Raw genomic sequence first — 25,099 nt, 5'->3', positions numbered from 1 at the left:
CTCGAATCTGACAGCGAGCTCAAAGCCGCTGCATCAACGCATTTAAATGCTCTGTTAGACTTTGTAATTGGCGAATTTTTTCGTTTTGAATTTCGCTGATAACGGTTTTTAGTTCAGTTGTAGAGACATCTTGTGTGCGCGGAAGATACACAACTTTAACGATATCTTGCAGGTCATCGAACTTTCCAATCCAGTCATCACCCATCGCGAATATGTCAGCGCCTTCTCGCTCAAGGTCTTCTCGTTTCTGTTCCCAACAGTTTTCTTGAAAGACGTCATCGACATAACGGCAGGAGAGCAAAATTTCCTTTCTGTCTCCATAAGGTATGACTACGTTTTTACCTTTTACCGTATTGAATTCATCAGAGGACAAGCCAACCACTAGCCTATCGCCTAAGCTGTGTAATCGCTTTAAAAGCCTTACATGCCCTATATGGAAAAGGTCGAAGGTGCCGTACGTCACCACAGTAGTCATAGCATTAATCTCTGAAAATAAACAAATTGTACACCCATAACTTATCGGCAAGTCAAACTATTCCATGAGCGTATAGATTTGTTCGTAAAGGTATCGACTATCATACAAATGGCTGACTACATTTTGCTCAGCTTTCTGCTAAACTTAACGAGTTACATATTTTAGGAAAGCATCATGCAAGTTAATAGTTCAACGTCCTCACTTCTCAGCCAGGTGCAAGAGAAGCAAGAATCCTTGATGGAGAAGCTTGCCAGTGGTAAGAAAATTAACAATGCAACTGACGGCGCAGCGGCCCAGCAAATCATCGACCGGTTAACTTCAGAAGTAGAAGGCAACCGCCAGGCTATTAATAACGTTTACGACGGAATTTCGGTGGCGCAGGTGGCAGAGGGTGGTTTAGGCAGCATCAATGACGATGTAAACCGCATTCGCGAACTTACCTTACAATCTGGTAATGGTGTTTTGAGCAGTGGCGATCGCCGTGCTATCCAATCTGAAATAACACAGCTACAAGAGAATATCTCCCAAACCATTGAGCAGACGAATTTTGCTGGCAAGCCGTTACTATCTGAAAATGGCTCACTTGAATTCCAATCAGGTTCAAGTGCGGGTCAATCAATTAGCGTCAATACACAGGATGTTGCAGCTCAATTAAACGATGTACTGTCTATCGATATTACGTCGGGAACCAGCATTGAAGATGCGCTAGGTGTAACTGATGCAGCAATTGAAACGCTCGGTAACGCGCGAGGCGATTTAGGTGCTACCCAAAATCGTTTCGAAAGTGCGGCGCGTTCTCTTACTCAAGCTAATGTGAACACCGCTGAAGCGCGTAGTCGCATACAAGATCTTGATTTTGCTCAAGCTGTGTCACAGCAGGCGTCAAACGATGTGCTTGGTCAAGCGGCGCTAACCGTTCAAGCGCAAGCGAATCAGCAGCAAAGTCAGGTTTTATCACTGTTGAGTTAAACCAACATACGTTAATTTTGCTAAAATTAATCGAAAGAAGCAGGGTAACCTGCTTTTTTTATTGATACATTTCCGAAAACAGCGGTTGCGCTCCGATCTTTTGTCGTTACAATTTATAAATGCGCTAAACTGTAAATAATAACAAAGCGTTCTCGGGGAATTGATGAAGAACATTTTGCTGGTTAGTGACAACCAGGAACTTATTCAAAACTTGGAAACTATCGTTACCTTCATGGGAGAATCGTGTCAATCGCGAGGCTTTAGTGATTGCGAACGGTATTTGCAAGATAGTGGAGCTGATGCTGTTCTTATAGAGCACATATCGCCAGCCGTAGTCAGTGGACTGGTTGAGAAGTTTCCTCACATACCATTTGTAGCATTGGTTGAAAATAATAGCCAAGCATCAGCAGGTTGTAATCTCGTTAGCGTTATTGCAACGCCATTAACCTATCCCGTTTTGACCCAAGCTATCCATCGCTGCCAAGAATACTCAAGGCGCAAACCGAGCTTATCTCGTACATCGGGTACAAAGACGCGACTATTTAGAAGCCTTGTTGGTAAAAGTGAACAAATACAAATTGTTCGTCGACTAGTTGAACAAGTCGCTCCAACTGATGCCACTGTCTTAATTTTAGGTGAATCTGGAACGGGTAAAGAGGTCGTTGCACGTAACGTCCACTTTTTATCTGAACGCAAAGACGGGCCATTTATTCCGGTAAACTGCGGTGCCATTCCTGGCGAACTGCTGGAAAGCGAGCTGTTTGGTCACGAAAAAGGCGCGTTTACTGGCGCAATTAGCGCGCGTAAAGGCCGTTTTGAGTTAGCTGAAGGCGGTACGTTGTTTCTGGATGAAATCGGCGATATGCCTCTTCAGATGCAGGTTAAATTATTGCGCGTGTTACAAGAGCGTACCTTTGAGCGCGTAGGCGGCAACAAGCCCCTTCAGTGTAACGTACGCATTATCGCTGCGACGCACCGCAACCTTGAAACAATGATCAGTGAAGACAAGTTCCGTGAAGACTTGTATTACCGACTCAACGTATTCCCAATTGATAGCCCTGCACTTAGACAAAGAAAAGACGATATCCCTTTACTACTCCAAGAGCTAAATAGTCGTATCCAAGGCGATGGGGTGGAAGGTGTGCGCTTTACCGAGCAAGCGATTGCCTCGTTAATGGAGCACGAATGGGCGGGCAACGTTCGTGAGTTGTCTAACTTGGTTGAACGCCTAACAATCCTTTATCCTGGTCAAATCGTTGATATCGCCGATTTGCCTGAGAAATATCAATACGGTGATGTACAGGCTTACGAGCCTGATTATCCAGAAGAAATTCTTGAGCGTGAAGCATTCAATGCACTTTTTGCTGAAGCGGCCGCGCAAGAGCCAGAAGAAGACCTTAACGAGCAAAGCCACGAGGGTTTGAACGGAATGGTTTCTTCGTCTTTACCTGAGGAAGGGGTTAACCTCAAAGAGTACCTTTCTGAGTTGGAAGTAAATCTCATTCGACAAGCGTTAGACAATCAAGATTGGGTGGTGGCTCGAGCTGCCGACAAACTCGGAATGCGTAGAACAACGCTTGTTGAGAAAATGCGGAAATACGATATTCAGCGCACTGAAGAAGCGTAATGTCAGGTAATTGACGTTACGTTTTTCTTTTAAATTATTCTCTATCTAATTGATAAGTAAGCCAATGATGAATTGGCACATCTTCTGCTTTATCTAAGCCATAGTTTAACAGCGTCTGCAATTTGACGAGGGTAATATGGCTTTTGACAGCACACCACAATCTACTGAGTACTCAGCATCAAGCTATGCGTTAGATAGTATTGATAATGCGATATCTCATGATGAATACCATCCCTCGAGCAGTGACGACATTGCGTCTCTGCGGTTGCAGGCGAGTCGACTTGAGCACTTACTTCAGGTAATGCCTGCGGGCGTTATCGTTATAGACGGCAAAGGGATCGTGCGCCAGGCCAACGAACAAGCGAAGGCCCTTTTGGGTGAACCGCTAGAAGAGGAAGTGTGGCGAAGTATTATCACGCGCTCATTCAAGCCTCGCGCTGATGACGGTCATGAAGTATCACTTGTTGACGGTCGCCGAGTGAAGCTTTCTATCACGCCGTTAGAAAATGAGCCCGGGCAATTAATTGTTATTACCGACTTGACTGAAACGCGGCAGCTGCAAGCACGCGTGAGTCATATGCAGCGCCTGTCTTCTTTGGGAAAAATGGTAGCATCTTTGGCTCATCAAATTCGCACGCCTCTTTCTGCAGCCATGCTTTATGCGTCTAACTTAACGCGCAAAGGCTTAGGGCAAGAAGCACAGACCCAATTTGCAAACAAGTTAACAGACAGACTCAAAGAGCTGGAGAGTCAGGTTAACGACATGCTGCTTTTCGCTAAGTCAGGGGAAGAACAAGTGGTCAGCCAAATTAGATTGGGAGAGTTGTTTACTTCGATTGAAGGCAGCGCCCAAACCATGACGGCTCAAGCGCAGCAAACGCTAACTTTTAGCGGCTTCGATAACAACGTATCTATAACCGGTAATCTTACGGCACTTCAAGGTGCACTATTAAACCTTATCCACAACGCGAGCCAAGTTACTCCGAAAGGGGAGTGCGTGCACGTAGAAACCTCAGTGTCTGGTCAACGTCTGCATGTGGCCATTATTGATAAAGGTCCTGGAGTACCGGATAAACTCAAAGACAAAATTTTTGAACCGTTTTTCACAACTAAAACTCATGGCACGGGCCTTGGACTGGCGGTTGTTAAATCAGTAGTAAACGCTCACAACGGTTTGCTTAGCGTATCAGATATGCCAGAAGGTGGAGCGTGCTTTAGCGTGTCATTGCCGTGTGCCGTGAACGCTCAATCTTCACAAACATTGACTCATGTTGCGTAAGTCATAGGAGAGAATAATGTCTAAAACTACCATTTTAATTGTTGAAGATGACGCGGGATTACGCGAAGCACTCCTAGACACCCTTTTGTTAGGCAACTACGAAGTTGTTGCCGCTGACTGTGCTGAAGAAGCGTTAATGGTGCTGTCCTCGCGCCCAGTCGATTTAGTGGTTAGCGATATCCAAATGGGTGAAATGAGCGGTTTAACGCTACTTAAAAGTATTAAAGCCAAGTACCCCAATATGCCGGTTTTATTGATGACGGCTTATGCCACCATCGACGATGCCGTTCAGGCAATGCGCGATGGCGCAACAGATTATCTATCCAAACCTTTCGCGCCAGAAGTGTTGCTTAATTTAGTGGGGCGTTACGCGCCTGCGCAAAAAATAGAGTCACGCACGCCAATAGTTGCAGACCCTTCAAGCTTGAAGTTACTTGAGCTTTCTCGCAAGGTCGCGAAGTCAGATGCTACTGTGATGGTAATGGGACCAAGCGGTTCGGGTAAAGAAGTGCTGTCTCGCTATATTCACGATCAGTCGCCGCGCAGTGATGCGCCATTTATCGCCATCAACTGTGCAGCCATACCAGAGAACATGTTAGAAGCGACCTTGTTTGGTTATGAAAAAGGTGCTTTCACGGGCGCAATCCAAGCTTGCCCGGGTAAATTTGAACAAGCCCAAGACGGTACGCTGTTACTTGATGAAATTACCGAAATGGATTTGGCACTTCAGGCGAAACTGCTGCGGGTGTTACAAGAGCGTGAAGTAGAGCGTCTTGGCGGACGTAAAACCGTTAAGCTCAACGTCCGCGTTATTGCTACAAGTAACCGAGATTTGAGAAAAGCAGTGGATGCGGGAGAGTTCAGAGAAGATTTGTACTACCGCTTAAATGTATTCCCTATCGAGTGGCGCCCGCTATCTGAACGTCCGGGTGATATAGTCCCTCTTGCCGAACATCTGGTACAGCGTCATGCTAGTTCTCAAGGGCTGGGTACTATCAGGTTAAGCGCAGCAGCGCGTAATAAGCTCTCACAATACAGCTGGCCTGGGAACGTTCGCGAACTAGAAAACGTGGTTCAACGGGCGCTTATTTTATGCGAACACAATGAAATCGACGCCAGCGATTTAATGATTGACGAAGACATGACTGCACCTGTTGAGACACCGCAAGAGCATGTTGAAGAAAATAGGCTAGGGTCTGAGCTGCGCTACCAAGAACATCAAATTATCCTCGATACGTTGGTGTCGTGTAACGGCAAGCGTAAAGATGTGGCAGAAAAGCTCGGCATTAGTCCAAGAACCCTTCGTTACAAATTAGCGCGCATGCGCGAAGACGGTATTGAAGTGCCCGCATAAGGTCGCTTTCTACACTTTCGGTTTCCTCGTCCTTATCCGTCGCCTCTGTAGTAAAGAAGGCGGCGGTTTTTTGTTGCTCTCACTAAGTCAAACGCCATAAATTTGGCTAACCCTCTTATTTTTAATTTATCCTGTTGATATATATGGCTTTTTAAAGTTGGCAAGCCCTTTGCTAAATCCCTTCTATACATAAGTTATACGCCGATGTTCAGGCGGTCTCGAAAAAGCACTAGGAGTGGTTATGGACGTTAAAGCCAATAGTTTGTATCAAGAAATGCAGAACATGATTGGGCAAACTCGTCTTCAAGTTAATGAACCTCAACAGCAGCCGCTTAGTGAAGTTAATAGCTCGGCAAGTGATTTCTCGACCATGCTAAAGAATGCGGTAGATGGTGTAAACGGCATGCAGCTCGAATCTAAAGATGCTCAGCAGCGTTTTGAAATGGGCGACCCTAGCTTAAGTTTAGCTCAAGTTATGTTGACAAAAGAAAAGGCGGGCATTGCTTTTGAAGCCACTGTTCAAGTACGTAACAAAGTACTTGAAGCCTATAAAACAATAATGAATATGCCGGTGTAGGTGGAGTAGGTTATGGCTGAAGCTACAGGTACAAACCTTACGGTTCCTGATCAAAATCAAGCAGTGGACAATGAGCCAGAAAATAAATCTGGTTTTATGGACACTTTAGGTAGCGCTGACATGATGCGCCAAATGGCCCTTGTGGTTGTTTTGGTAATCTGCGTCGCCATCGCTATTTTTATTCTTATCTGGTCGCAAGAACCTGATTACCGTCCACTTGCGAAAATGGAAACCCAAGAGCTTATTGAAACCCTCGATTATATGGATGCCAACCAAATCGACTATAAGCTTGAAGGCAATATTGTTTACGTAAGAAGTGACGAATTCCAAAACATCCGTTTAGGCATGACCCGCCAAGGATTAACTAAGGCCTCTGATGCCGGTACCGATATCATTATGCAGGATATGGGGTTTGGTGTAAGCCAGCGTGTTGAGATGGAACGTTTAAAACACGCCCGCGAGCAACAAATCGCGGCTACCATCGAAGATATCGCAAGTATTCAAAAAGCCCGTGTCTTGCTAGCTATGCCTAAAGAGAACGTTTTTGCGCGAAGAGAGAAGAAAGCGTCGGCAACCGTTGTGCTAACGGCTAAGCGCGGTGCCGTAATTGCAGGTGAAGAAGTTGATGCTGTTGTCGATATCGTGGCGTCTGCGGTGCAAAACATGGAGCCGTCTAAAGTAACGGTGACAGACAGTAATGGCCGTCTGCTTAACTCAGGCTCTCAAGATTCTATGAGTGCCCGTGCCAGAAAAGAATACGAAATTGAGCGCCAGCGCGAGCAAGAGTATTTAGAAAAAATTGACGCCATATTGATCCCAGTATTGGGCATTGGTAACTACACAGCACAAGCTGACGTTGCCATGGACTTTACAGCTATGGAACAAACACAGCGTAGCTACAACCCTGATTTACCTGCGGTTCGCAGTGAAATGATAATGGAAGAAAACAGCGTAGGTGGTGGTGTTGGTGGTATTCCTGGCGCACTGTCTAATCAACCTCCGTTAGACTCTAATATTCCAGAAAATGCAGTGGGCGGTAGTCAGCAAACTATGCCTGGTCGCACAGCGAAAGAATCAACACGTAACTACGAACTTGATACCACTATTAGTCATACTAAGAAACAAACCGGGGTTATTCGCAGATTAAGTGTGTCTGTCGCGGTAGACTATACCCAAGTTGCAGGTGAAGATGGCGCGATGACGCCAACACCGCGCAAGCAAGAGGAAATCCTAAACATTCGTCGACTTTTACAGGGCGGCATTGGCTTCGATGTTACTCGTGGTGACTCCTTAGAAGTTGTTAGTGTACCCTTTACCCGGATGGATGCAGGTGAAATTGAAGATGCGCCTATTTGGGAACAACCCGGCTTTCTACCAATTCTTAAGCTAGTTGTTGGTGGTTTAGTTATAATAGTGCTTATCATCTTCGTAATTCGACCTATGCTTCGTCGTCTTATTAATCCTGACGAGTCTAACGACGCCGATGATTTTGATGCAGATGAAGGTTTAGACTTAGGCGATGACACGATTAGCATGCTGACGTCTGATTTTGATGAAGGCCAGGTAGGCTTTGCACCAGACGGCTCACTTATGCTGCCTGATCTACATAAAGACGAAGATGTACTTAAAGCCGTACGCGCCCTTGTGGCCAACGAACCTGAATTATCAGCCCAAGTAGTGAAGGGCTGGTTAATGCAAGACGAGTAGTGAGATAAGATTATGGCTGAAGAACTTGCCAATGTTAACGAGCCGTCATACGACGTCAGTAAATTAGAAGGCGTAGAAAAAGCGGCCATCTTGCTGCTGAGCTTGTCTGAAGAAGATGCCGCGCAGATATTAAAACACTTAGAGCCTAAACAAGTGCAAAAACTCGGTACTGAAATGGCGAAAGTGGATGATATGACGCAAACCAAAATTACCGCGGTTCATAAACACTTTATTGAAGAAATTCAGAACTACAGCACCATTGGTTTCCAAAGCCAAGACTTCGTTAAGCGTGCGCTAACGGCCGCGTTAGGTGAAGATAAGGCCGCAAACCTTATTGATCAAATCCTGATGGGAAGCGGTGCAAAAGGCCTCGATTCATTGAAGTGGATGGATTCTAAGCAAGTAGCGAGCATTATTCGCAACGAGCACCCGCAGATTCAAACTATTGTATTGTCTTACTTAGAGCCTGAACAAAGTGCTGAAATATTGGCGCAGTTCCCGGAAAAGGTTCGACTCGACTTGCTAATGCGTATTGCAAATCTAGAGGAAGTTCAGCCGGCTGCACTACAAGAGCTGAACGAAATCATGGAGAAACAGTTCGCAGGTCAAGCGGGTACACAAGCAGCCAAAATGGGCGGCTTGAAGTCTGCGGCGAACATCATGAACTATCTAGATACTGCGATAGAAGGCCAGTTGATGGATGCTATTCGCGAGCAAGACGAAGAAATGAGTCAGCAAATCCAAGACCTGATGTTTGTATTTGACAACTTAGTCGATGTAGACGACAAGGGGATCCAGGCCATACTGCGCGAAGTACAGCAAGACGCGCTGCTTAAAGCCATTAAAGGTGCTGACGAAGAGCTTAAAGATAAAATTATGCGCAACATGTCTAAGCGTGCTGCTGAAATGCTTAATGATGACTTGGAAGCGCTTGGCCCTGTGCGTATTAGTGAAGTGGAAACAGCGCAGAAAGAGATCCTTTCTGTTGCCCGTCGACTTTCTGACTCTGGTGAAATCATGCTTGGTGGTGGCGGCGGCGAAGAGTTCTTATAAGAACGCTAATCCCGTCACTTATTTAGCCTAGGTAAACATATGACTGCCAAAAAAAGTTTCAGCGAAAACGAAGTAAATGAAGCTAAAAAGTGGGACTTACCCTTTGTTGACGATCCTACTGCACCGAGAGACGACGAGCCGACTAACGCGTTGAATAAACGTTCTGACTGGAAGTACGAGCCGCCTGAAGTTGAGGAAGAGATCAAGCCGCCTACCGCCGAAGAAATCGAAGCTATACGTCAGGCTGCTTATGATGAAGGTTATCAGGAAGGCAAAGAAAAAGGTTTTGAAGAAGGGAAAGCGCAAGGCCTTGAAGCGGGTTTGGCTGAAGGGAAGGAGCAGGGGCATAACGAAGGGCTTGAGCAAGGGCTAGAAGAAGGCCGCCAGCAAATGGCTACTCAAGCTGAAGTATGGCAAATGCTCGCCGACAAGCTTCAAGATCCGCTTTCGCAAGCCAACGATGCAACCCGTGACCAATTAGTAAAACTCGCCGTAACTCTCGCAAAAGCAGTTATTAAAACAGAGGTGAGCACTAACCAACAGGTTATATTGCAAGCGTTAAGCGAAGGTATTAAGGCGCTGCCAATTAATCAAGCTGACTATCAAATTCATATGAATCCAGAGGATATTGAATTGGTAAAAGTGCATTTTGGTGAAGAGGAAATTACCAAAAAAGGCTGGAATTTGGTTGAAGCACCAGCAATGGAACGCGGTGGCTGTGACATTACCACTGCGCAAAACGCGGTTGATGTGTCGATTGAGCGCCGATGCCGCGACGTTATTGATAAATTTCTACTAAACCAAGGTTTGTCTGATGACTAGCCCTTGGCATGCCCATTTTGAATCACTTACTAAACAAGTGACATCGCCACCTGTTGTAGCGGCAGGAAAATTAGTCCGAGGCATAGGGCTTACCCTTGAAGCGGTGGGTTGTCAGCTACCGGTGGGGAGTCAATGTTTAGTGCAAACCATCGAAGGCGAGATAGAAGCTGAAGTAGTAGGCTTTGGCGATGATATTACTTACTTAATGCCCACTGAAGCGGTTCGCGGTATTGTACCGGGAAGTCGCGTGATGCCGTTAAACCGACAAAGTGGTTTGCCGGTGGGCATGGGACTACTAGGTCGTGTAGTAGACGGCAATGGTCAGCCCCTTGACGGTCTGGGCGAAATTAATGCCGAAGCCCGTGCACCAACGACTCGTCCTCCCATGAACCCGCTTATTCGCCGGCCAATCAATACCCCTATGGATGTTGGCGTACGTGCCATCAATGCATTAAATACGGTTGGCGTAGGCCAGCGTATGGGGCTTTTCGCAGGAAGTGGTGTGGGTAAAAGCGTACTGCTTGGCATGATGACCCGGGGCTGTGAAGCCGATGTGGTCGTGGTTGGGCTCGTTGGTGAGCGTGGCCGAGAAGTAAAAGAGTTTATCCACGAAATACTGACAGAAGAAGAACGCCAACGGGCGGTTGTTGTTGCAGCCCCAGCTGATACATCGCCACTAATGCGATTGAAAGGATGTGAGACTGCGGTAACGATTGCTGAATACTTTCGCGATAAAGGCATGAAGGTGTTGTTGCTGATCGATTCGTTAACTCGTTATGCCATGGCGCAGCGTGAGATTGCATTAGCTGTGGGTGAGCCACCAGCCACAAAAGGCTATCCGCCTTCGGTGTTTGCTCGGCTGCCCGCACTAGTAGAACGTGCAGGTAACGGCAGCGAACGGCAAGGCTCTATTACGGCTTTTTATACGGTGCTAACCGAAGGGGACGATTTACAAGACCCCATTGCCGATGCAGCCCGCGCTATCTTAGATGGTCATGTGGTCTTGTCGCGGGCACTTGCTGACAGCGGTCACTACCCCGCTATCGATATTGAGGCGTCAATAAGCCGTGTAATGCCCATGGTGGTGAGTGACGAGCATCAACTGATGGCGCGCCGAATTCGTCAGGTTTATTCAAACTACAAACAAAACCAAGATCTTATTTCTATAGGCGCATACGCAAAGGGATCTGACCCACGTATTGATTTAGCTATCCGCGCGGAACCCGCAATTAATGCTTTCTTACAACAAGGAATGAAGCAGGTATTACCTTACGACGAAAGCTTAGAGGGCATGGCTGCATTGGCGAAAGGCTTGGGGCAAGGCTAATGTGTATCGCCGCAGATAAAATGTGGTTATTGCTTATCACACTCTCATCCACGGTTTTTAAGGTAGCGCAAAATGTCTAAACAACTAGAACGTTTAGCCGAGTTCGAGCACGAAAAAGAGCAGCGAGAAGCCTGCTTCTATCAGCAGGCTCAACTGAACGTTAATCAGCAAAAGCAAAAGCTAACTAGTCTTGAGCAGTACCGCATTGACTACATAAAAGGTATTCAACAAACCGGTAAAGCGGGTGTTACCGCCACCTATTATCAGCAGCATTTATCCTTTGTTGGAAAGTTGGACAAAGCGTGTGAACAGCAGATGCAAGTGATTGCCCGTGCGCAAATGGCAGCGGACCAACGCAAGCAAATGTGGTTAAAGCAACAGCAAAAAGTTAAAGCTGTTACTTTGCTGCTAGATAAAAAGAAGTTAGCAGTTCAAAAAAAAGAAGCAAAAGCCGAGCAGGCAATGATGGACGAGTTTGCTACCCAACGATTCTTCAGAGCAAAACGCTCACCATTCTGATAATTAGTCGAGCCCCTGTCACTTTGGCTCGACCCTTGCAAAACTCATTACAAATTGTATCAACGCGACGTAATTACTTTGCAATGGCAATTACGGTTAACCACCTTTTCTTTGTTTTTCTATACATAGTGTAGCGTGAGAAACTCAGTGAAAAAGACCAAAGACCGTAATGCAAAACAATAGCTAAACACGCTATCCAAGTAAGACTAAGTGATTGTAATGTAAGTAAGCGTTGATGGGGTTGCGATGAACTTGCTTCGAGTTTTGTTACGAAAAGCCAAGTGGATTTCTCGCATCATATTACGTCTTCTTGGTGAAGAACGAGTTAAATGTAGGACGGTAGGACAATATGCAACAAGTTGCCGCACATAAAACAGACATTGCCGCATTACCTTTTTCTGCTTCTGGTACGGCTAAAGCCGTTGGAACAGGAATTGGCAGCCAGCAAGAGACGGGCAGTGAAAATAACCAAGCATTTAATCGACTTTATCAAGAAGCGAAATCAAGCAAGCCAGATTTCGTTCTGAATGACAAAGAAACGCTGAACTCTCAATCGCGCGTGACAAACCGATCAAACAGCACGTCTGCTAATTCATCAGTTTCCAGTGAAACGATGAAAAATGGCAAAGACCGCGACGCCGGGCATACGGATTTACCTGTACGTGACGAAGTGACAGATATTCCAGCTGAGTCTGAAGCTTCCCCTCATAACGCGAATCTAGAAGAAAACGAAACGCTTGGAACACGAGAGGTTGCACAAGACTCAGCAACAACAACGCAGCCCACGACTGACGGTGAAGAAAATACCAATTTGGCCATTGATGATGCTGAAGGTGCCGTGGAGCAAAAAGGCGTAACCGACACTCAGTTTGTGATTGGCGAAGGTGGCAAAAAAGATACCGAAGCTGGTGTTATCACCTCACCTGGCACGCCAGACGGAAAGCCTAGTAAAGATGATGGTGAGCAAGACTGGGTTGCATATGTTGAGACCATAGCCAACCGTTTTGGAAAAGGTGATGAGTCTTCAAGTAATGCAGACACCAGACAAGACAAAAGCATCTCTGAAGTGGCAGATGAAACAGTTGATGTGGTTTCTGTTAAAGAAAGCGGAAAGCTTTGGAAGCTTCCGGAGGATGTGGACGCTAGCGATGTGCCATCTGTTATGGCTCATTTGTTGTCGCAACTTAGCATTAACAATGACGGTGAAATAGCTAATGAATCCTTGTCGTCTGAGGCGCAGCAAACACTCAGCGCGTTAACTTCACTTCTTCTTGGCGCCAATTCGGACAACCAACAGAGTGGAAGCGATAGCGATGCGAACAATGCGCTTTCAAATGCTCTAGCTGAGATTAATGCTAGTTCAGACAATAAAGCACAGAGTGACAACGAGCTTTCAACGTTAATAGCTAAGCTAATGCAGACTGAGAACACAGAAAGTTCAGAACAAGGGTTAGTAGCGGATGCTAAAGCCGAAAGCGCACTTAGCGGAATGTTAGAAACGTTAAACGGCGAATCTGAAAGCAGCAAAAAATCCGCCGATGAATCACTTGTTTTAAGTCTACTAGCAGATGAGCTAAACGATGTGCAGACAGAGTCTCTTGATGACAATCTCGCCCAAGCTCAAGAATTACTGGCTGAATTAACCTCAGAGGCAGCTGTTGCGGCAAATGCAGCAACTTCAAGCGCCTCTAAGTCAACGCCGTCTGATGAGCTACCTAAAGTTGAAGGTAGCAGCGAGTCAACCAAGGTACTTGATTCTTTACGCGCCACAGAAATTTCAAGCGACCTGCTTACAGCGATAAGTGAGCTATCGCCGCAAAGCGCGCAAAAGGCAACGGAAGCGTTTGCAGAGCGTGTAGTCGCGGCTATGCCTAGCGGTGGGCAGCAACAAGCGGTGAAAGCTAACATTATCGCTGGTATTAATGAGTTCCAGCAACAAGTGCAGCAAGGCAGGGAGCCAGGTATTGATTTGTCAGCTATTGTGGCCGATGCAGCAAAAGATGCCGCCTTAAGCGTTGATGTGGTTGCTTCGATGACTGCGAGAGTGGACAGTCAAGCTAGTCAATTTTTAAATTTGATGACGCAAACCCAAGCAAGTGCTCAACATGCTATTGCGGGATTGGTCAATCAAACTGAATCGGTAATGCAGGAGAATTCTCAGCTTCGCGCTGAAGCGTCAAAAACTCAACAAGCGTTTGAAGGTTTTGATAAAGCGGTGAATATTCACAAGAGCGATGGTCAGCAGCAGCTTGGTGAGAAAATTCGCTGGATGGTTAATGCGCGAAATACCATGGCTGAAATACGCTTAGACCCACCTGAACTTGGCAGTATGCAAGTGAGAGTAAATGTGGCGGGCGACGCTGCTAGCGTGAGCTTTGTAGTGCAGTCGCAACAAGCCAAAGAGGCACTGGCTGACGCTATGCCTAAATTACGGGATATGCTTTCAGAGCAAGGTATTGAATTAGGCGATGCTCAAGTGAGGAAAGATAATTCCTCAGGTCAAGATAATGGCCAGCAACTTGCAGGAGATAGTCACCAAGGTCAGGGAGCCGGAAATCGTGGAGAAAATGACGGTTTAGACGACACAGATGGTATGCGTGTTATAGAGCAATCGATTTCGCGTGCGGACAAGGGCGGCATAGACTTTTACGCGTAGGCTTACTTCGCGCAAATAATTACCAATAGGTGGCATAGAGAGAATACTTAAACGCTGCTATGTTTGGAGTTAAGAGGGAACAAGCAATAAGAGATACTAACTGGGAATTGAGAGCGGTAAAACGCGTAAATTAACAGTGCTCATATTGTCGAACTCAAATAATGGCATTGCCATTTTTGACGGAACCTTGATAATACGTTTTTTCCGAGCATTACTGACGAGTTACACATGGCTGATGAAGAATTACAAGTAGAAGAAGGCGGTAAAAAGAAAGGCAAAATGATGTTGATCATCATTATCGCTGTGGTTCTTTTAGGAGGCGGAGCAGCTGCCTATTTCTTATTGTTTACAGGCGGCGATGAGCCAGCAGCCGAACAACTTGCTGAAACTGACGCTGCAGCGGCAGCTGCGAGCACACCGGCATCGGCTGCAGGGAAAGCTGAAATGGGGACTGCACTCTATGTTGCCATGCCAAGACCGTTTGTTTTTAACGTGCCTGGCGCAGGGCGAGACAGACTGGTTCAGATTAAAGTGCAATTACTTGTGCGTGGCTCTGACAATGAAGAGTTAGCTAAAACGCACATTCCGCTGATTGAAGGCACTTTGCTACAAGCATTTAGTATGTCAAATGCAGACGACCTAGTTACCGAAGCAGGCAAAATTGAGCTTCGAGAACAGGCGGTAACTGAAGTGCAAAAAGCATTAAAAGACATTACGGGCAGCGATGTTGTTGAGCGCGTACTGTTTACTGGGTTCGTCATGCAGTAATGCATCGACTAGGTAAGGTAGAAGACGGTGAGTGATTTATTATCTCAAGATGAAATCGATGCCCTATTACACGGGGTAGATGATGTAGAAGAAGATGAGGTCGGCGGTAGCGACTCTGATGCTTCTACGCTCGAGTACGACTTCTCCTCGCAAGACAGAATTGTTCGTGGGCGTATGCCTACTCTGGAAATCGTGAATGAACGTTTTGCGCGCCACATGCGTGTGAGTTTGTTCAATATGATGCGCCGCTCAGCTGAAGTATCGATTAACGGTATTCAGATGATTAAGTTTGGTGAATACATACACACATTATTCGTACCAACGAGTCTGAACATGGTGCGTTTCCGTCCGCTTAAAGGTACGGGGCTAATTACCATGGAAGCCCGTTTGGTGTTCATTTTGGTGGACAACTTCTTTGGTGGCGATGGTCGCTATCATGCGAAAATTGAAGGCCGGGAGTTTACGCCAACGGAGCGCCGTATTATCCAGATGCTGCTTAAAATAATCTTTGAAGATTATAAAGAAGCATGGGCACCGGTCATGGATGTGTCGTTTGAATATTTGGACTCAGAAGTAAACCCTGCGATGGCGAACATTGTGAGCCCGACCGAGGTGGTGGTCATCAGCTCGTTCCATATCGAGCTGGACGGAGGCGGTGGCGACTTCCACGTGTCGTTGCCATACTCAATGCTAGAACCCATTCGCGAACTGCTTGATGCGGGTGTTCAAAGCGATAAAGAAGATACGGACTTACGCTGGAGTAAGGCCCTTCGCGATGAAATCATGGACGTTAAAGTAGCGTTAACCACGCACATGCTAGACGTTGATGTACCACTTCGCGATGTGATGGAGTTTAAACCTGGCGATATCATCCCTGTGGAGATGCCAGAAACCATCACAGTATTAATTGAAGATTTACCCACGTTCAGGGCTAAGTTAGGTCGCAGCCGCGATAATCTGGCACTGAAAATCGTAGAGAAAATTGCAAGACCGACTTCAGTGAAGTCTGAGCTACAGTTATTAACCCGCGGTGGGCGCATTATTGATAATGACGCAGAACTGCAAGTACTCGAAGAAGACCTGTAAGGTAGAGGGGAGTTCCCATGAGTGAAGACGGTATGGACGATTGGGCAGCGGCAATGGCCGAACAAGCCGAATCTGAAGCGGAACAAGAGGCTGGCGATAACGAAGACGTACAAGTTGCTGAACTTGACGAATTAACTGACGACGCGCCGATTACGCAAGAAGAAAAGAAAAAGCTAGATACAATTCTAGATATTCCTGTGACTATTTCGATGGAAGTAGGTCGTAGTCAAATAAGTATCCGAAATCTGCTACAGTTGAACCAGGGTTCTGTGGTGGAGCTGGATCGTGTTGCCGGTGAGCCACTAGATGTATTAGTTAATGGCACGTTGATTGCTCATGGAGAAGTAGTAGTGGTCAACGACAAATTCGGTATTCGATTAACGGATGTTATTAGTCAAATTGAGAGAATCAAGAAGCTCAGATAAAACTTCTTATAAACTAAGGGGTTGCGCAATGCTGCCCCTTTTATTTAGCCAGATAGCCGTCGCACAGTCGACGCAATCAATCACCAATCCCACGTCGGTACTGTCAATTTTCCTATCCTTGCTCGTCGTCGTTGGCGTCATTTTCGCCCTGGCTTATGTGCTGCGTCGAGTTAATGTCACTGCGATGGGAGGAAACCAAATGAAGGTGGCTGCCAGCATGGTTGTTGGCACGAAAGAAAAAATTATGGTGATTCAGGTGGGTGAAGAGCAGCATCTCATTGGTGTTACCAGCCACAACATCTCTCATTTAAGCAAATTGGATAAGAATCTCGATGTGCCTGTGAAAGGTGTGAACAAAACCACAGGCGAGCAGCAAAATGGCGCCGATGCGTTTAAACAAAAGCTCGTTGCTGCCATGGCGGAAAAGCTCAATCCCAACATAGAAAAGAATAAAACAAAGGAAGAGTCGAGAGATGCGTAAGTTTGCCTGGCTACTTTTAATACTGCCCTTATTACTTCTTGTTGAGCCCGCCTATGCTCAGCAGGGAATTTCCGCAGTAACGGTTACGACCAATCAAGATGGTTCTCAAGACTACACGATGACGCTTCAAGCGCTATTTATCATGACAGCGCTAAGCCTTATTCCTGCGTTTATCATGATGATGACCTCTTTCACGCGTATTATTGTGGTGTTGTCTATTCTGCGTCAGGCGATTGGCTTACAGCAATCACCGTCAAACCAGATACTAATTGGCGTAAGCTTATTCCTTTCTATGTTTATTATGGCGCCGGTATTTGAAGAGGTGAATGAGCGGGCTCTGCAGCCTTATCTTAACGAGCAGCTCACCAGCTTAGACGCTCTTGAGCAAGCCAAAGGCCCCATGCGCGCGTTTATGCTTTCGCAAACACGGGTTAAAGACCTAGAAACTTTTGTACGGATAGCCGGAGATGAAGGAAAATACGCCGATACCAATGAAGTACCGCTAACCATCCTTATTCCGGCTTTTGTAACCAGTGAACTTAAAACCGCGTTTCAAATTGGTTTTATGCTATTTATTCCCTTTCTCATCATTGACTTGGTGGTAGCGTCTATATTGATGGCCATGGGTATGATGATGCTTTCACCTATGATTGTATCCTTGCCGTTTAAACTCATGTTGTTCGTGTTAGTTGATGGTTGGAACCTGATATTCGGTACGTTGGCGACCAGTTTCGGTATGGGCGTCTAGGAGGGCTTATGTCACCAGAAGTCTTTGTAGAAATACTCCGGGAAGCCATGTTCATGGTTATCGTGTTGGTATCTGCGGTCATTGTTCCAAGCTTGATCGTGGGCTTAGTCGTCGCTGTATTTCAGGCCGCTACCAGTATAAACGAACAAACCATGAGCTTCTTACCGCGCTTGCTTGTTACGCTTCTCGCATTGAGTTGGGGAGGAAACTGGTTAGTGCAACAGCTTATGGACTTTACTTTCAGAATGGTTGATATGATCCCGCAGGTTGTGGGATAGAAGGCTAAAACTGTGGAAGTCGAACTCGCGACCATCAATCAATTTCTTGCGGACATGCTGCTGCCGTTTATGCGCATTAGCGGCTTGTTTGTGGCCATGATTGGACTTAGTGCCAAGTCAATACCACCGCAGGTGAGAGCGCTGTTAGGCGTAATGCTGACACTGATTATCATGCCGGTGGTTCCCCCGTCACCCATAGAAAATTTAGTGGATGTGGGCACATTCTTAATTGTTATTCAGCAGTTGCTAATAGGCATTGCTATTGGTTTTATTTCAATGATGGTGCTCAATACCTTTGTGCTTGCTGGCCAAGTTATAGCAATGCAAACCGGTTTGGGCTTTGCGTCTATTGTTGACCCAGTCAATGGTATTAACGTGCCGGCGGTAGGTCAGTTTTATCTGATATTGGCGACTTTGTTGTTTTGGACTTTGGATGGGCATTTGTCCATGATCCAAATGATAGTAATGAGCTTTGAAGCATTTCCCATAGGCGAAGCATGGTGGACAGGTGAACAGTTCCGCGACATTGCACATTGGGGAGGCTGGATGTTTATCTCGGCTATTACGCTCTCATTGGCACCCATTGTATCGCTACTCATTGTGAATTTGGCGTTTGGTGTAATGACAAAAGCTGCGCCACAGCTAAACATATTCAGTATCGGCTTTTCTATTGCTCAGGTAATGGGGCTGCTAATTATTTGGATAACACTAGATAACTTTACTGCACACTTTGAAACTCAATGGTTTAGAGCCGAACAGTTTATGTGTGAACTATTGAATATTTGTGGTTAGGACAAAATGGCAGATTCAAGCGAAAAAACAGAAGACCCCACGGGGAAAAAACTCGAAGATGCCCGAAAAAAGGGGCAGCTAGCCCGTTCCCGTGAACTATCCACAACTTTAGTGCTTATTGTCAGCGCCTTTATGTTTTTATTAGTAGGCGGGTGGATTGCTGAATCTGTTTTTAAACTTACCCAGCGAATGTTTACTCTCTCTCGTGATGAAACCTACGATATCACCCATATGTTCGGTGCTTGGGGTGAAGCTTTTTCTGCAGTAGGCCCTGCCGTTGTGCTCTACATGGTCGTAGCAATGATCGCGGGTATCTATGGTTCTATTGCGCTTGGCGGCTTTAACTTTACGTGGGAAGGTGCAAAACCTAAGGGTTCAAAAATGAGCCCTATCCAAGGCTTCAAACGCATGTTTGGCATGAACGGCTTGGTAGAGTTACTTAAGTCTATTGCGAAAGTTGTAGTCATTATCGGCATGGCCATTGGGGCACTATTGTTCTTTGAAGATGAAGCGCTGCATTTAGATATGGAGCTTTATCCGGGAAATATCTTTCACGCTCTCGACATGCTCAAATGGGCGTTTCTTATTTTGGTGTGCGGAATGATCCCTATTGCGCTTATCGATGTGCCTTATCAGATGTATAAGCACAACAAAGAAATGAAAATGACCAAGCAAGAGGTAAAAGACGAACGGAAAAATGCGGAAGGCGACCCCATGGTTAAAGGTCGTATTCGCCGCTTACAATATCAGGCGGCAACAAAGCGCATGATGCAGGAAGTACCACAAGCAGACGTAGTAGTGACTAACCCGACCCATTTCTCGGTTGCTATCAAGTATGATGAGAAGGGAGTGAGGGCACCCGTTGTGGTCGCGAAAGGGGCTGATGAACTTGCCATGCATATTAGAAAAATTGCTACCGCTAATGACGTGCCGCTGATCCCTTCTCCCATGCTTGCCCGGGCCATTTTCTACTCCACTGAAGTGGACGATGAGATCCCTAATGCGTTATTTATGGCTGTAGCCCAGGTGCTAGCTCACGTTTACCAGTTAAAAGCGCATAGAGCAGGGAAGGGCAAGCGACCTAAGCCGCTCAAACGAGATTTGCCAATACCACCAGAATATCGACGTTAATTGCGCAGTAAAGATCGAAAATTTTTAGCGTAAATAAAGTGGGCAGTTTCATTCGGTACTGCCCAACGTTTACGTTAAATGCAGCGTTACCAGCGAGCTAAGGTTCCTCTCACATCAACATGAACGAAAGGCCCGTGCGCCGCATTAGCACCGTAAATACCAAGCCCACCGATTCTTGGGCCGAAAGCGCCTTGTTTAGACATATTTGAGATAAAGTTGGCTAGCCAAACAGCGTCTTCACGGTTTACTACGCCGTCTTTATTCAGGTCATCCATTACACCGTCCTTCGGTGACTGATCAATATAGAAATCTGCCGCGCCCCCCCAGACGTGCCGGCTGTACTGAACGTTACCAATGGCTTTGTTGTAAAACGGGGTGCGATATCCGCTCATAATGGTTAGCCCTTCAACCGCATGCCCTTCGTCATTTAAAGTGTGCAGAATTTTCTCCAGTTTCAACAACAGTCCTGCGCGCAAATGCACATATTTTGGAAACCCTTGTTGTTGCTTAGACAGAAATTGACCGAGGGTGAAATTGGGAGACAACCTTACGTCCGTTTGTTCTGGTAATACTTCTACAAGCCCTTGGGGGGGTAAATAAATAGGGTTATTTTTTAAAGGCTTTTCAGGGTACTTGCCAATCGTATAGCCGTTTAACTTACCTGCTTTGTCCACCTTATCCAAAGGGGTCATAACAAACACGTTAAGTGTGGCAATCTCACCGGTTTGCTTGTTGGTGGTCTTAAGCACATAGTGCCCTGATTTCTTTGGTGCAAGAATAGGCGCCTTTCCCACGCTCCCGCTGGCAGCGGGTAGATTCGAACTCGTCTTAAGTGCTTCACCATTCGCGTGGTGAAATTGAAAATTTCCCGTGTGATTTTTATCAACAAACTCAACAGTGAAAGCCTTGTTTGGCATAACAAAAATGGAGAATATTGAGTAGGGAACCGTATTTCCATTAATATTTAGCTTCGAATTGAGCATTGTATTTTCAAACGAAAATACGTTACCAGTGTGCGCGAAAGACAGAAGAGCAATCAGCATTAATAAAGACTTACGCACTCTTATACTCCTTCAATTTTTCAATAATGTAGCTGTCGCGATTGTATGCATCACGGCGAAAAACAATGGTCCCTTCTCCATTCGCAAACGCAGTGAAATATACAATAAGTACAGGAATAGGTTTCTTTAAATACAGCGTGCTAGTCTCTTCACTTTGAAGCAATTGCTCGGCTTGCGTTATCGCCTCAGCTTGGCCTGAGTGATTAAGCACCCACTGAGTTAGCGCAAGGGGGTTAGATACTCTAATACAGCCTGAACTAAAGTTTCTTTCCTGCTTTGAAAAAAGGCTATGATCAGGGGTATCGTGTAAATAGATTGCATGCTTATTGGGCAGCATAAATTTCACTTTACCTAGGGCATTATATGGGCCCGGTTTCTGTCTTAGCGTGTAATGGAATGTACCTCTCGTTACGTTCTGCCAATCGAATTCATCGACAGGTTTGAAACCACTGACACCCGCAGGCTGAGCTTCATAACCTTGTTTTACTAATACGGAGGGATCGGTTTTTAATTTTGCAAGCTTGTCTTTGGTAGCAATACTAAAAGGTACGGTCCAATAAGGATTAAAAACCATGTATTTCATAGATTCAGTGAAAACGGGCGTTTGTCTTATCGGTGTACCTACAATCACTGGCATATCCAGTGTTTGTTCGCCGTCAGAAAATCCTCTTAACTGAAATGAAGCAATATTTACACGCAGATACGTCGACCAGCTTTGGTGGGGAAGCCAGCGCCAACGCTCTAAGTTTGCATCGATTCTTTCTAACCAAGAAAACGTGGTGGCATTTAATGCTTCTAAAGTGGAACTTCCCACAATACCATCTGGCTCTAAGCCCGCCGACATTTGAAACTGCTTAACCGCGTCCAGTAAATCTTTATCGAATAACTCTGAATAGGTTCCTGGCCCTAAAAGGCGAGACTTTAGCAACGCAACTCGTTCGCTCGTTGAGTTCAGCTTAAGTGTTGGGCCAGCTGGAATTTGTGTGGTAACTGTAGATACAGCTGACAGTAGGCTTCGTTTTTTATCCAGCAATAGCTGATATTCGTGGTGAGTAGGCCACATGGCCTGCAATGTTGCAGAAACACCGTTTGTTAATGCGTGATTGAGTGAAGCTACAGGGTCTGCTTCCCTTTGCTGAAGAAACCAATGAGCATCGGCATTGGCGGGACTGACAAGCCCGTTTAATCGATGCAGGGTCTGACTGATAAAGGCGTCTGTTGCTAGTACATCTAAAAGCGCAGTATTTGCGTCTCGACTTTCAAGAATTGACGCATGGTAATACTCGGGAGAGAAGCCGTGTAATTCGGAGTCGGCAATTTCATGCAGTAGCTCTTGTAGGCGGGTTTCTGCTTCGCTAGTGCCAAACCAAATAAGCTGGTAGTCGTTTTGAGTGTAGACCTCGCTTACCAAGACTCTATTGTTCACACGCGATGGGTTACTGTTATTGGGGCTATATTTATCTACGGCATCAACCAATAAATTCTCGACTCGTTGTCGTAAATTAGGCTGTTTGGATGCATGAGCTACATGACTAAAAGTCAGCATGATGACAAGGCTGACCCAACTAAACGTTGCAACACCGTTTTGTAGTACTGCCATGAATAATCCTTTTAAAACGAAGAGTAGGCCTTAGGAATAGTGACGTAATTATAAACTGTTCGTATGTCCCTCGGATACAAAATCTTAATCGCTCTATACAAGTCACTGTAGACCGTAATCACGCATGATTACAGCTCAGATTTGGATAACTTTTGCGTAAAACACAAAGCTGGCACGTTAGTTGAAAACTCTCCTTCAGTTTCACGTAAAGCGTCAATTTTCTGATAGAGAGACACCAAGCCATGCAGTTATCCGGTTATCTTCAGCGATTCGATAAAAATCAGCTGCAAAATTTCACCAGTGGTTTAGGCGCACCCATCGTCCTTTTGGCAATTATGGGCATGGTCATATTGCCCATGCCGCCGTTCTTATTGGACGTGTTGTTTAGCTTCAACATTGCTTTGTCACTAGTCATTATCTTGGTGGCTGTACTTACCCAGCGTCCAGTAGATTTCGGCATTTTCCCCTTGGTGTTACTTATCGCTACGGTATTAAGACTTGCACTGAACGTTGCTTCTACGCGGGTTGTATTACTTTATGGGCACGAGGGCGGCGATGCTGCGGGTAAGGTTATTGAAGCCTTTGGTGCAGTTGTTATTGGTGGTAACTATGCCGTGGGTATTGTTGTTTTCGCCATTCTTCTTATTATCAACTTTAAAGTAGTGACCGCAGGTGCAGGACGTATCTCAGAAGTAAGTGCTCGCTTTACGTTAGATGCTATGCCTGGTAAGCAGATGGCAATCGATGCCGACTTGAATGCTGGTTATATTGACCAGGACCAAGCGCGCAAGCGCCGCGAAGAAATTACTGCAGAGGCCGACTTTTACGGGTCGATGGACGGTGCCTCAAAATTTGTTAAAGGTGACGCGGTAGCGGGTCTTTTTATCATGCTAATCAACATTGTTGGTGGTCTTTTCATAGGCATGATTCAGCACGGTCTTTCATTTGGTAACGCCATAGAAATCTATACGATACTGACCATAGGTGATGGTCTGGTGGCGCAAATCCCTTCATTATTACTTTCGGTAGCCACAGCAATTATCGTTACCCGTGAAAATGAAACCCAAGAAATGGGCAAAGAAATCCGCGGGCAGCTTGGTAACAACCAGGCGCTTTATATTGCGGCAGGTGTGTTGTTTGTTATGGGTATCATCCCAGGCATGCCCCATATTGCTTTCTTAGGTTTTTCATTCTTAATTGCCGGCTTTGCTTATTGGCAGTCGGTTCAAGCGAAGAAAAAAGCTGCAGAGCCTAAAGTGCCAGACAACGTAGTAAAAGATGAATCTGTCGCGCCTGAAGTGAAAGAACTGGGTTGGGATGATGTTCAGCAGGTAGATACTATCGGATTGGAAGTGGGCTATCGCTTAATTCCCCTGGTCGATAAATCCCAAGGTGGCGAGTTGTTGACGCGCATTAAAGGTGTGCGTAAGAAACTATCGCAGGAGTTGGGTTTTCTTATTCCGCCTGTCCACATCCGTGATAACTTGGATTTAGAACCCAACACCTACACCATCGCTATGCTAGGCGTAACCATTGGCGATTCTATTATCAGTCATGATGAAGAGCTTGCTATCAACCCTGGGCAGGTGTTCGGTAAATTAGAAGGGCGAGCCACTAAAGACCCAGCTTTTGGTTTAGATGCAGTTTGGATTAAGCCGAATAAGCGCGAGCATGCGCAAACCTTGGGATACACGGTGGTAGATGCTGCTACGGTTGTGGCAACGCATCTAAGTCAATTGCTTTCAAATAATGCTTATCAATTGCTAGGCCATGAAGAGGCACAACAACTTCTTGATATGCTAGCCAAGCAGCATCCGAAACTGGTGGAAGGATTAGTGCCAGATATTCTCCCGTTAAGTACGGTAGTGAAAGTGCTGCAAACCTTATTGTTTGAGGGCGTGCCTATTCGCGATATGCGTACCATTGTACAAACGCTTAGTGAGTACGGTACACGTAGCCAAGACCCAGATGTACTGGTGTCTGCAGTGCGTATTGCCCTTAAGCGTCTAATTGTCCAGGAGATTACACAAGGGGCAAAAGAGATACCTGTCATAACCTTGGCGTCAGAGTTGGAACAGATGTTGCACCAGTCACTTCAAGCAGGTGGCGAAGACGGTGCTGGCATAGAGCCAGGTCTGGCAGACAAGCTGCAGAAATCATTGCAGCAAGCCAGTCAGCAGCAAGAGTTAGAGGGAGAGCCTGCGGTACTCCTTACCTCTGGAATGCTACGACCCGTACTGTCTCGCTTCTTAAAGTATTCGGTTGTTGGGCTTCATGTTCTTTCTTACCAGGAAGTGCCTGACGACAAACAAATAAAAATAGTCAGTTCGGTCGGTCAATAATCTGACACTGGGTGATTGGAGA

General features: G+C 45.9%; 23 protein-coding genes. 20 read left to right on the top strand and 3 right to left on the bottom strand.

The features are described 5' to 3' along the window. Positions 1-19: 19 nt before the first annotated feature. Positions 20-475, bottom strand: a complete 456-nt coding sequence (locus BGK61_RS13985; RefSeq protein ID WP_076011758.1) for an FAD synthase family protein — start codon at positions 473-475, stop codon at positions 20-22. 174 nt (positions 476-649) lie between these two features. On the opposite strand from BGK61_RS13985, the gene BGK61_RS13980 reads away from it, so the two are divergent. The 19 genes from BGK61_RS13980 (at position 650) to flhB (ending at position 20,074) form a co-directional block, all read left to right on the top strand. After that, a complete protein-coding gene (locus BGK61_RS13980; protein WP_083648683.1) occupies positions 650-1,444 on the top strand; it encodes a flagellin in 795 nt (264 codons plus the stop codon). A 163-nt stretch (positions 1,445-1,607) separates the two neighbouring features. Then, on the top strand, positions 1,608-3,071 hold the full coding sequence (locus BGK61_RS13975) for a sigma-54 dependent transcriptional regulator (RefSeq protein ID WP_076011760.1): 1,464 nt from the start codon (positions 1,608-1,610) through the stop codon (positions 3,069-3,071). 136 nt (positions 3,072-3,207) lie between these two features. Then, on the top strand, positions 3,208-4,350 hold the full coding sequence (locus BGK61_RS13970) for a sensor histidine kinase (RefSeq protein ID WP_076026100.1): 1,143 nt from the start codon (positions 3,208-3,210) through the stop codon (positions 4,348-4,350). 16 nt (positions 4,351-4,366) lie between these two features. Beyond that, positions 4,367-5,704, top strand: coding sequence for a sigma-54-dependent transcriptional regulator (locus BGK61_RS13965; protein WP_076012851.1), 1,338 nt, complete (start codon positions 4,367-4,369; stop codon positions 5,702-5,704). A 241-nt stretch (positions 5,705-5,945) separates the two neighbouring features. After that, positions 5,946-6,281, top strand: coding sequence for a flagellar hook-basal body complex protein FliE (gene fliE, locus BGK61_RS13960; protein WP_014997639.1), 336 nt, complete (start codon positions 5,946-5,948; stop codon positions 6,279-6,281). Between the two features lie 12 nt (positions 6,282-6,293). Continuing rightward, a complete protein-coding gene (gene fliF, locus BGK61_RS13955) occupies positions 6,294-7,988 on the top strand; it encodes a flagellar basal-body MS-ring/collar protein FliF (protein WP_014997640.1) in 1,695 nt (564 codons plus the stop codon). Between the two features lie 12 nt (positions 7,989-8,000). Next, complete coding sequence (fliG, locus tag BGK61_RS13950; protein ID WP_014997641.1) at positions 8,001-9,041, top strand: flagellar motor switch protein FliG; 1,041 nt, start codon at positions 8,001-8,003, stop codon at positions 9,039-9,041. Between the two features lie 39 nt (positions 9,042-9,080). Further along, positions 9,081-9,863 carry a flagellar assembly protein FliH gene (gene fliH / locus BGK61_RS13945; RefSeq protein ID WP_076012852.1) on the top strand — a complete coding sequence of 261 codons (783 nt, stop codon included), beginning with the start codon at positions 9,081-9,083 and terminating at the stop codon, positions 9,861-9,863. Further along, positions 9,856-11,190 carry a flagellar protein export ATPase FliI gene (fliI, locus tag BGK61_RS13940; protein WP_076026099.1) on the top strand — a complete coding sequence of 445 codons (1,335 nt, stop codon included), beginning with the start codon at positions 9,856-9,858 and terminating at the stop codon, positions 11,188-11,190. The genes fliH and fliI overlap by 8 nt, the downstream gene beginning before the upstream one ends. 72 nt (positions 11,191-11,262) lie before the next feature. Then, positions 11,263-11,709: a flagellar export protein FliJ gene (gene fliJ / locus BGK61_RS13935; RefSeq protein ID WP_076012940.1), complete on the top strand. Its 447-nt coding sequence runs from the start codon at positions 11,263-11,265 to the stop codon at positions 11,707-11,709. Between the two features lie 349 nt (positions 11,710-12,058). Next, complete coding sequence (locus BGK61_RS13930) at positions 12,059-14,365, top strand: flagellar hook-length control protein FliK (RefSeq protein ID WP_076026098.1); 2,307 nt, start codon at positions 12,059-12,061, stop codon at positions 14,363-14,365. A gap of 228 nt (positions 14,366-14,593) precedes the next feature. Beyond that, entirely contained in the window at positions 14,594-15,133 is a 540-nt protein-coding gene (gene fliL, locus BGK61_RS13925) for a flagellar basal body-associated protein FliL (RefSeq protein ID WP_076026097.1), read from the top strand. Positions 15,134-15,160: 27 nt separating this feature from the next. Next, the gene (fliM, locus tag BGK61_RS13920) at positions 15,161-16,219 is read left to right on the top strand and encodes a flagellar motor switch protein FliM (protein ID WP_014997647.1); all 1,059 of its coding nucleotides are present in this window, start codon (positions 15,161-15,163) and stop codon (positions 16,217-16,219) included. 17 nt (positions 16,220-16,236) lie between these two features. After that, positions 16,237-16,644 (top strand): flagellar motor switch protein FliN, encoded by a 408-nt coding sequence (gene fliN, locus BGK61_RS13915; protein ID WP_014948639.1) that lies wholly within the window; start codon positions 16,237-16,239, stop codon positions 16,642-16,644. Between the two features lie 28 nt (positions 16,645-16,672). Further along, positions 16,673-17,125: a flagellar biosynthetic protein FliO gene (gene fliO, locus BGK61_RS13910; RefSeq protein ID WP_076012542.1), complete on the top strand. Its 453-nt coding sequence runs from the start codon at positions 16,673-16,675 to the stop codon at positions 17,123-17,125. Further along, a complete protein-coding gene (fliP, locus tag BGK61_RS13905; RefSeq protein WP_014948641.1) occupies positions 17,118-17,873 on the top strand; it encodes a flagellar type III secretion system pore protein FliP in 756 nt (251 codons plus the stop codon). The genes fliO and fliP overlap by 8 nt, the downstream gene beginning before the upstream one ends. 8 nt (positions 17,874-17,881) lie before the next feature. Beyond that, complete coding sequence (fliQ, locus tag BGK61_RS13900) at positions 17,882-18,151, top strand: flagellar biosynthesis protein FliQ (protein ID WP_012517675.1); 270 nt, start codon at positions 17,882-17,884, stop codon at positions 18,149-18,151. A gap of 12 nt (positions 18,152-18,163) precedes the next feature. After that, a complete protein-coding gene (gene fliR / locus BGK61_RS13895; RefSeq protein ID WP_014997649.1) occupies positions 18,164-18,943 on the top strand; it encodes a flagellar biosynthetic protein FliR in 780 nt (259 codons plus the stop codon). Positions 18,944-18,949: 6 nt separating this feature from the next. Further along, positions 18,950-20,074, top strand: coding sequence for a flagellar biosynthesis protein FlhB (gene flhB, locus BGK61_RS13890; RefSeq protein WP_076012543.1), 1,125 nt, complete (start codon positions 18,950-18,952; stop codon positions 20,072-20,074). Between the two features lie 86 nt (positions 20,075-20,160). Here flhB and BGK61_RS13885 read toward each other — a convergent pair whose 3' ends face one another. Next, entirely contained in the window at positions 20,161-21,135 is a 975-nt protein-coding gene (locus tag BGK61_RS13885; RefSeq protein WP_076012544.1) for a D-Ala-D-Ala carboxypeptidase family metallohydrolase, read from the bottom strand. Beyond that, entirely contained in the window at positions 21,128-22,735 is a 1,608-nt protein-coding gene (locus BGK61_RS13880) for a L,D-transpeptidase family protein (RefSeq protein WP_076012545.1), read from the bottom strand. The genes BGK61_RS13885 and BGK61_RS13880 overlap by 8 nt, the downstream gene beginning before the upstream one ends. 242 nt (positions 22,736-22,977) lie before the next feature. Here BGK61_RS13880 and flhA point away from each other — a divergent pair, with 242 nt between their 5' ends. Further along, positions 22,978-25,077: a flagellar biosynthesis protein FlhA gene (gene flhA, locus BGK61_RS13875; protein ID WP_076012546.1), complete on the top strand. Its 2,100-nt coding sequence runs from the start codon at positions 22,978-22,980 to the stop codon at positions 25,075-25,077. The last annotated feature ends 22 nt before the right edge of the window (positions 25,078-25,099 follow it).

Origin of the sequence: Alteromonas abrolhosensis, assembly GCF_001953635.1 — a bacterium.
GTDB classification, from domain to species: Bacteria; Pseudomonadota; Gammaproteobacteria; order Enterobacterales; family Alteromonadaceae; genus Alteromonas; species Alteromonas abrolhosensis.
Note: the sequence above shows the minus strand (reverse complement) of the source record. Positions and strands in the feature narration are given on the sequence as shown.